This window comes from Streptomyces sp. NPDC055078 (genome assembly GCF_053607985.1).
This window is the reverse complement of record NZ_JBSGUP010000412.1, coordinates 1-7,324: the sequence shown is the minus strand read 5'-3', so window position 1 is coordinate 7,324 and position 7,324 is coordinate 1. Positions and strand designations below refer to the sequence as shown.

The following is a 7,324-nucleotide window of genomic DNA, read 5'->3' as shown; positions in this document are numbered from 1 at the left end:
CGGTGAAACCGGCTCGGGCCGGGGATCAGTCGCGGCGCAGATTCGGCTTGAGGTCCTTGAAACGGCCGAGCAGACCGTTCACGAACGAAGGGGACTCGTCGGTGGAGAACTCCTTGGCGAGCTGCACCGCTTCGTCGATCACCACCGCGTCCGGGGTCGCGTCGACCCACACCAGTTCATAGGCGCCGAGCCGGATGATGTTGCGGTCGACGACGGGCATCCGGTCCAGTTCCCAGTCGACCGCGTAGGTGGCGATGAGGTCGTCGATCCGGTCCGCGTACTGCGCGTACCCCTCGACAAGATCCATCGTGTACTCGGAGACCGGTGGCTGCCGGGTGTCGGTCCGTGCGTGCCGGATCCAGTCCGCGAGGACCGTCTGCACGGTCGCACCGCGCTGGTCGGCCTCGAAGAGGATCTGGAAGGCTCGCTTGCGGGCCTTGTTGCGGGCGGCCACGGTTAGCTGTTCACCCGGCCGAGGTAGTCGCCGGAACGGGTGTCGACCTTGATCTTCTCACCGGTGGTGATGAAGAGCGGGACCTGGATGGTGTAGCCGGTCACCAGGGTGGCGGGCTTGGTGCCCCCCGTGGAGCGGTCGCCCTGGACGCCCGGCTCGGTCTCCTGGATGACCAGCTCGACGGCGGCGGGCAGCTCGACATAGAGCACCTCGCCCTCGTGAGTCGCGACGGTCGCCTCGAAGCCCTCGATCAGGAAGTTCGCCGCGTCGCCGACGGCTTCGCGGGCGACATGCAGCTGGTCGTAGGTCTGCATGTCCATGAAGACGAAGTAGTCGCCGTCCATGTACGAGAACTGCATGTCGCGGCGGTCGACGGTGGCCGTCTCGACCTTCACGCCGGCGTTGAACGTCTTGTCGACGATCTTTCCGGACAGCACGTTCTTGAGCTTGGTGCGCACAAACGCCGGGCCCTTGCCGGGCTTGACGTGCTGGAACTCGACGACGGACCAGAGCTGGCCGTTGTCGAGCTTGAGCACCATGCCGTTCTTGAGGTCGTTCGTGGAAGCCACGGTTGCGGAATCTCCTGGACTGACGCGGTGGACGACCCCGGGCTGCGGCACGCGCGCTAGAGCGCGAGCAGCTCCTTGGTCGTGATGGTGAGTAGCTCGGGTCCGCCGTCCGCCTCCTGGCGTACGACGAGCGTGTCATCGATCCGGACACCGCCCCGGCCCGGGAGGTGGACCCCCGGTTCGACGGTGACCGGCACGCAGGCGTCCAGTTTACCCATGGCGGCCGGGGCCAACTGCGGGTCCTCGTCGTTTTCGAGGCCGACACCGTGTCCGGTGACCGGTGCGAGGCCCTCACCGTGCCCCGCGGAGTCCAGGATCTGGCGGGCGGCGTGGTCGACATCGCGGTATGCGGCCCCGGGCACCAGGGCCTCGCGGGCGGCCCGCTGGGCGGTGAAGACCAGGTCGTACAGTTCGATCTGCCACTGAGCGGGGCTGGTGCCGATGACGAACGTACGCCCGATCTCACAGCGGTAGCCGCGGTAGTTCGCGCCGACGCAGACGGAGAGGAAATCGCCCTCCTCGACCCGGCGGTCGGTGGGGTGGTGACCCCGGCGGCCGGAGTTCGGGCCGGTGGCCACGGCGGTGGGGAACGCCGACCCGTCCGCGCCGTGGTCGATGAGCCGCCGCTCCAGCTCCAGGGCGAGATGCCGCTCCGTACGGCCCACCAGGATCGACTCCAGCAGCTCGCCCAGGGCCTGGTCGGTGATCTCGGCCGCGATCCGGAGGCAGGAGATCTCCTCCTCGTCCTTGACGATCCGCTGCTGTTCGACCGCGAGGCCGAGGTCCGCGAGGCGCAGCCGGGGCGCGACGGAGCGCAGGGCCCGGTGGCGGACCACGGTGAGATGGTGCTCCTCGACGGCGAGGTACTCGACACCCGCCGTACGTGCCAGCTCGGCCGCGGCGACGGCCGGGTCTCCGGCCGACGACGGCAGAACGGTCAGCCGCAGGAGTTCGTCGGGGCGGCCGTCGGACGGATCACCGGCAGAGGTACGGGGGCAGAGCAGGACGTCGTCGTCCGGGCCGAGCAGCAGTACGGCGCCGGGAGGCGCACCGCCCGCGAGGTAGCGGACATTGGCGGGACGGGAGACGAGGGCCCCGGCGCTGCCGGTGGCCGCGCATCTGTCCCGCAAGCGGTCACGCCGGACGCCATACACCTCTGACATGTTCCGAGCGTACGAGCGCGGTCGCGGGACGGCCTGGTCAGCGCGTCCGACCGGGGGGCGGTGCGCTTCGGTCGCGCCTTGCGCGGGCGCGATCAGGACGAGGGTCCCGGGGCACCCGCCCCCCGCCGGCCCGGGCCCCTGCGGACCAGGGTCCGTCCTCAAACTCCCCAGACTTCGTCCGGGGGGACCCCCAACAGGCTGAACGGTCCGGGCCATCGGCCTGAACCTCCACGAAGCGCCCGGGCACCCGGGCACCCGGGTCCGTCCTCAAACGCCGGACAGGCTGACAATCCGAGCATCCACGCCAAGTTGATCAGGGCGGGCAAATCCAGCCCCTCCTGGGGTACCTCCAGGCGAAGCTCAGGGGGAGATTGAGGAGCGGGGGACCGATCCCCGCGCAGGAGAAATGGCAGGGCGGGCAAATCCAGCCCCTCCGGCGTTTGAGGAGCGGGGTGTGGGGCGGAGCCCCGCCGGGGAGGCCGAGCCGCTCGGAGGTCCGCTCGCCCGGGGAGCCCGAAACGGCCGGGCGCGGGCCGAGGGGCGCTGGGGCTACCAGGGCGGGGGGCTGGCGACGGAGCGGGCGAGAACGTCGTCCAGGACCCGGGCCGTGGTGTCGACGTCGTACTTGGAGTTGTCGATGATCGGCAGGCCCGACCCGTACCAACCCGCCATGCGCCCGTGGATGCTCGCCACCTCCTCGTCGGACAGCCTGCGGTTCCCCCTGCGCTCGGCGTTGCGCTCCAGGACGATCTCCAGACCGGGCAGCAGGACGACGGGCAGCAGCCCGGGCCCGACATGGCGCTTCCAGCCGCCGAGGCCGACGACGGGCCGGTCGGGGAAGACCGCGTCGTCGAGGATGCAGGAGATCCCGTTCGCCAGGAAGTTGCGCGCGGCGAAGCCGCAGGTGCGGCGGGCGAGCCGGTACTGGGCCTCGCTGTGCGCGTTCCAGCCGGACTGGGGGTCGGCGAAGCCGGAGCAGACCCATTCGCGGACATCGTCGAGGCTGATGTGCGCGGTGGGGACGCGGCGGCGGGTGGCCCAGTGCCGGGCGACCGTGGTCTTGCCCGCCCCGGCGGGGCCTATCAGCAGGACCGCGAGGGTCGCCGCGCCGGTGCCGCTGCCGGCCGGGGACGGGATCGGCAGATGGACCGGCCCGCCGGGCGGCAGCGGCACATGACCGGTGGAGTCGCGCGGCGGCTGCGCGGAGGGATGCCGGGGCGGGGTCCAGCCCGGTGCAGGCGGTCCGCTGCGGGGCGGGGGGCCACTGCGCGGCGGCGGCCCGCTGTGCGCCGGAGGGCCGCTGTGTGGCGGAGGCCCTGGCGCGGGCTGTGGTCCACCGGGCCCCTGCGGTGGGCGCCCCTGGGGTGGCGGCCCGGCGGGCGAAGGCGGCACGGCCGGGGGTCCGGCGGGCGGCGGGGGGTCGACGGGCGGCGGCGACCCGAGCCGGCGGGGGCCATGGGTCCATCCGCTGAATCCCTGCCCCTGCCCATAGGGCGGCGGCAGCGGTGCCCCCTGCGCGTGCTGCATCCGGTGCCACTCCGTCTCGTACGTCTGACGCGGGTCAGGCGGCAGCTCGACTGTGCTTGCCATCGAACCGTACCCCCACGGCACTCAGGCACGCCCCCGATCCCCGGCCGCCACTGGTGGAACGACCGGGGAGGCCCCGAAGTGCCCAGCTCAGGCGGACAGTTCCTCGGCGAGGGCGCGCAGGGCCAGCCGGTAGGAGCCGATGCCGAAGCCCGCGATCGTCCCGCTGGCGACGGCGGCGACCACCGATGTGTGCCGAAATGCCTCACGGGCGTACGGATTCGAGATGTGGACCTCGATCAGCGGGGCGGTCCGCTGCGCCGCCGCGTCCCGCATCCCGTACGAGTAGTGGGTGAAGGCACCGGGGTTGAGCACCACGGGCAGCGACCCGTCCGCGGCCTCGTGCAGCCAGCGGATCAGCTCGCCCTCGTCGTTGGTCTCCCGGACGTCGACGTCGAAGCCCAGCTCCTTGCCGATCGCCTGGCAGCTCTCCACCAGGGAGGCGTAGGAGGCGGCCCCGTAGACATCGGGCTCACGGGAGCCGAGCCGCCCCAGATTGGGGCCGTTGAGCACCAGCACCCGGCGGGTCATGACGTCACCGCCTCGATCTCGGAGTACGCGGCGAGCAGCACCGCCGGGTCGGGTCCCTCCAGCACCGTCGGCTTGGCGAGGCCGTCGAGGACGATGAAGCGCAGCAGACTGCCCCGCGACTTCTTGTCGACCTTCATGGTCTCCAGCAGCTCGGGCCACTGGCCGCCCCGGTAGGTCAGCGGCAGTCCGACGGATTCCAGGACCGCCCGGTGCCGGTCGGCGGTGGCGTCGTCGAGCCGCCCCGCGAGCCTGCCCAGTTCGGCGGCGAAGACCATGCCCACGGAGACGGCGGCGCCGTGCCGCCACTTGTAGCGCTCGTTCTTCTCGATCGCGTGGGCGAGGGTGTGCCCGTAGTTGAGGATCTCGCGGCGCCCGGACTCCTTGAGGTCACCGGAGACGACCTCGGCCTTGACCCGGATGGAACGCTCGATCAGCTCGGCGGTGTGCTGCCCTGCCGGGGTACGGGCCCCCTGCGGATCGGCCTCGACCAGATCGAGGATCACGGGGTCGGCGATGAACCCGGCCTTGATGATCTCCGCCATGCCGCTGACGTAGTCGTGGACCGGCAGCGAGTCGAGCGCGGCCAGATCGCACAGCACCCCGGCGGGCGGGTGGAAGGCCCCGACGAGGTTCTTGCCCTCGGCGGTGTTGATCCCGGTCTTGCCGCCGACCGCCGCGTCCACCATGCCCAGCACCGTCGTCGGCAGGGCGATCCACCGCACCCCGCGCAGCCAGGTCGCGGCGACGAAGCCGGCGAGGTCGGTGGTGGCACCGCCGCCGACGCCGACGATGACATCGCTGCGGGTGAATCCGGACTGGCCGAGCGCCTTCCAGCAGTACGCGGCGACCTCGGCGGTCTTGGACTCCTCGGCGTTCGGCACCTGGATCGCGACGGCCTCGTAGCCCTGGGCCGCCAGGTCCTCCCGGATCGCCTCCCCGGTCCCGGCGAGCGCCTCGGGGTGCAGTACGGCCACCCGCCCCCTGCCTGCGGCGGAGGTACCCCCAGCCGGACCGATCAGCCCGGGCAGTTCGCCGAGGAGCTGCCGGCCCACCAGTACCTCGTACGGCAGGGTGCCCTCCGTACCGGCGACCTGGATACGGGTCAGGGACTGCTCGGTCATGCGTCCTTCAACTCCAAAGCGTCGAGGACCGCCTGGGCGACCTCTTCGGGTGTGCGTTCGTCGGTGGCCACGACGACCCGCGCCACCTCGGTGTACAGATGGCGGCGGGCGTCCATCAGCTCCCGCCACTGGCGGCGCGGGTTGACGGCGAGCAGCGGCCTGGCCTGGCCCAGGCCGGTGCGCCGGACCGCTTCCTCGACATCGAGGGAGAGATAGGCGACGGGCAGCCCGGTCAGCAGCGCGCGGGTCGACTCGTCGAGAATCGCGCCTCCGCCGAGGGCGAGCACCCCGGTGTGCCCGGCGACCGCGTCCCGTACGGCGGCGCGCTCCAGCTCACGGAAGTGCGGCTCGCCCTCGTTGACGAAGATGTCGCCGATCTCCCGCCCCTCGGCGGCGACGATATCGGCGTCGGTGTCCCGGTAGGCCACCCCCAGCCGCTGGGCGAGCAGCTCACCGGCGGTGGACTTTCCCGAGCCCATCGGCCCGACCAGGACGATCAGCGGGGCGCTCACCGGATGTGCAGGTTGTCGAGGTAGGAGCGCACGTTGCGGCGGGTCTCCGGCACGCTGTCGCCGCCGAACTTCTCCGCCACCGCGTCCGCCAGCACCAGGGCGACCATCGCCTCGGCGACGATGCCCGCGGCGGGCACCGCGGCGACGTCGGAGCGCTGGTGGTGGGCGGCGGCGGCCTCGCCGGTGGTGATGTCGACGGTGGCCAGCGCCTTGGGCACGGTCGCGATCGGCTTCATGGCCGCGCGCACCCGCAGCAGCTCGCCCGTGGACATTCCGCCCTCGGTGCCACCGGAGCGGCCGGAGGAGCGGCGCAGTCCCTCGTCGGTCGCCACGATCTCGTCGTGGGCCTGTGATCCTGGCACCCGCGCCAGCTCGAACCCGTCGCCCAGTTCGACTCCCTTGATGGCCTGGATGCCCATCAGGGCGCCCGCGAGCCGGGCGTCGAGTCGGCGGTCCCAGTGGGTGTACGAGCCGAGACCGACGGGGACGCCGTACGCCAGCACCTCCACCACGCCGCCGAGGGTGTCGCCGTCCTTGTGGGCCTGGTCGATCTCCGCGACCATCTGCTTGCTCGCGTCCGCGTCCAGACAGCGCACCGGGTCGGCGTCCAGCCGCTCGACGTCGGCGGGCGTCGGGTACACGCCCTGAGGGGCCCTGGCCCCGCCGAACTCCACGACATGGGAGACGATCTCGATACCGGCCGTCTCCTTGAGGTAGGAGCGGGCCACCGCGCCGAGCGCGACCCGCGCGGCGGTCTCCCGGGCGCTGGCGCGCTCCAGGACCGGCCGCGCCTCCGGCAGTCCGTACTTCTGCATGCCCGCGAGGTCGGCGTGTCCGGGGCGGGGCCGGGTCAGCGGGGCGTTGCGGGCGAGGGCGGCCAGCTCATCGGGGTCGACGGGGTCGGCCGCCATGACCTTCTCCCACTTGGGCCACTCGCTGTTGCCCACCATGATCGCGACCGGGGATCCCATGGTCAGTCCGTGCCGTACGCCACCGATGAACGTGATCTCGTCGCGCTCGAACTTCATCCGGGCGCCGCGACCGTAGCCGAGGCGTCGGCGGGCGAGGTGGTCCGCCACCATCTCCGTGGTGATCGGGACACCGGCGGGAAGACCCTCCAGTGTCGCCACCAGTGCGGGGCCGTGCGACTCCCCCGCCGTCAGCCAACGCAACCTGCTCAACGGTGCTCCTCCTGCTCGCGCCTCAACTGCGACGGCGCGACCGGGTGCGCGGCCCTGGCCCGCCTCCCTCGATCCTCCCACGTCCGGGTGCGTGACCCGCTCTCCGGTCCAGCCGCCGGACGCCGCCGGTACGCCACCCACGAGGCTCGCCCCCCGGTGGGGCTCCGCCCCACACCCCGCTCCTCGAACGCCGGAGGGGCTCAATT

The 7,324-nt window shown here is 72.2% G+C and carries 8 protein-coding genes; all 8 read right to left on the bottom strand.

All coding sequences use genetic code 11. The features are described from left to right. Positions 1–25: 25 nt before the first annotated feature. Positions 26–454: a transcription antitermination factor NusB gene (nusB, locus tag ACWF94_RS27765; RefSeq protein WP_453494133.1), complete on the bottom strand. Its 429-nt coding sequence runs from the start codon at positions 452–454 to the stop codon at positions 26–28. A 2-nt stretch (positions 455–456) separates the two neighbouring features. Beyond that, on the bottom strand, positions 457–1,023 hold the full coding sequence (efp, locus tag ACWF94_RS27760) for an elongation factor P (protein WP_453494130.1): 567 nt from the start codon (positions 1,021–1,023) through the stop codon (positions 457–459). A gap of 56 nt (positions 1,024–1,079) precedes the next feature. Further along, positions 1,080–2,186: an aminopeptidase P family protein gene (locus ACWF94_RS27755; protein WP_453494127.1), complete on the bottom strand. Its 1,107-nt coding sequence runs from the start codon at positions 2,184–2,186 to the stop codon at positions 1,080–1,082. A gap of 549 nt (positions 2,187–2,735) precedes the next feature. Continuing rightward, positions 2,736–3,713, bottom strand: coding sequence for an AAA family ATPase (locus tag ACWF94_RS27750; RefSeq protein ID WP_453494136.1), 978 nt, complete (start codon positions 3,711–3,713; stop codon positions 2,736–2,738). Between the two features lie 150 nt (positions 3,714–3,863). Continuing rightward, entirely contained in the window at positions 3,864–4,304 is a 441-nt protein-coding gene (gene aroQ, locus ACWF94_RS27745) for a type II 3-dehydroquinate dehydratase (protein WP_453494120.1), read from the bottom strand. After that, a complete protein-coding gene (aroB, locus tag ACWF94_RS27740) occupies positions 4,301–5,425 on the bottom strand; it encodes a 3-dehydroquinate synthase (protein WP_453494117.1) in 1,125 nt (374 codons plus the stop codon). Before aroB ends, aroQ begins: the two co-directional genes overlap by 4 nt. Further along, on the bottom strand, positions 5,422–5,937 hold the full coding sequence (locus ACWF94_RS27735) for a shikimate kinase (protein ID WP_453494114.1): 516 nt from the start codon (positions 5,935–5,937) through the stop codon (positions 5,422–5,424). The genes aroB and ACWF94_RS27735 overlap by 4 nt, the downstream gene beginning before the upstream one ends. Further along, complete coding sequence (gene aroC, locus ACWF94_RS27730; protein ID WP_453494111.1) at positions 5,934–7,118, bottom strand: chorismate synthase; 1,185 nt, start codon at positions 7,116–7,118, stop codon at positions 5,934–5,936. Before aroC ends, ACWF94_RS27735 begins: the two co-directional genes overlap by 4 nt. Positions 7,119–7,324: the final 206 nt, after the last annotated feature.

Excerpts from the sequence above, each read along its gene's own strand:
- aroB (WP_453494117.1), bottom strand. The coding sequence starts at position 5,425 with ATGACCGAGCAGTCCCTGACCCGTATCCAGGTCGCCGGTACGGAGGGC.
- ACWF94_RS27755 (WP_453494127.1), bottom strand. The coding sequence starts at position 2,186 with ATGTCAGAGGTGTATGGCGTCCGGCGTGACCGCTTGCGGGACAGATGC.
- aroQ (WP_453494120.1), bottom strand. The coding sequence starts at position 4,304 with ATGACCCGCCGGGTGCTGGTGCTCAACGGCCCCAATCTGGGGCGGCTC.
- ACWF94_RS27750 (WP_453494136.1), bottom strand. The coding sequence starts at position 3,713 with ATGCAGCACGCGCAGGGGGCACCGCTGCCGCCGCCCTATGGGCAGGGG.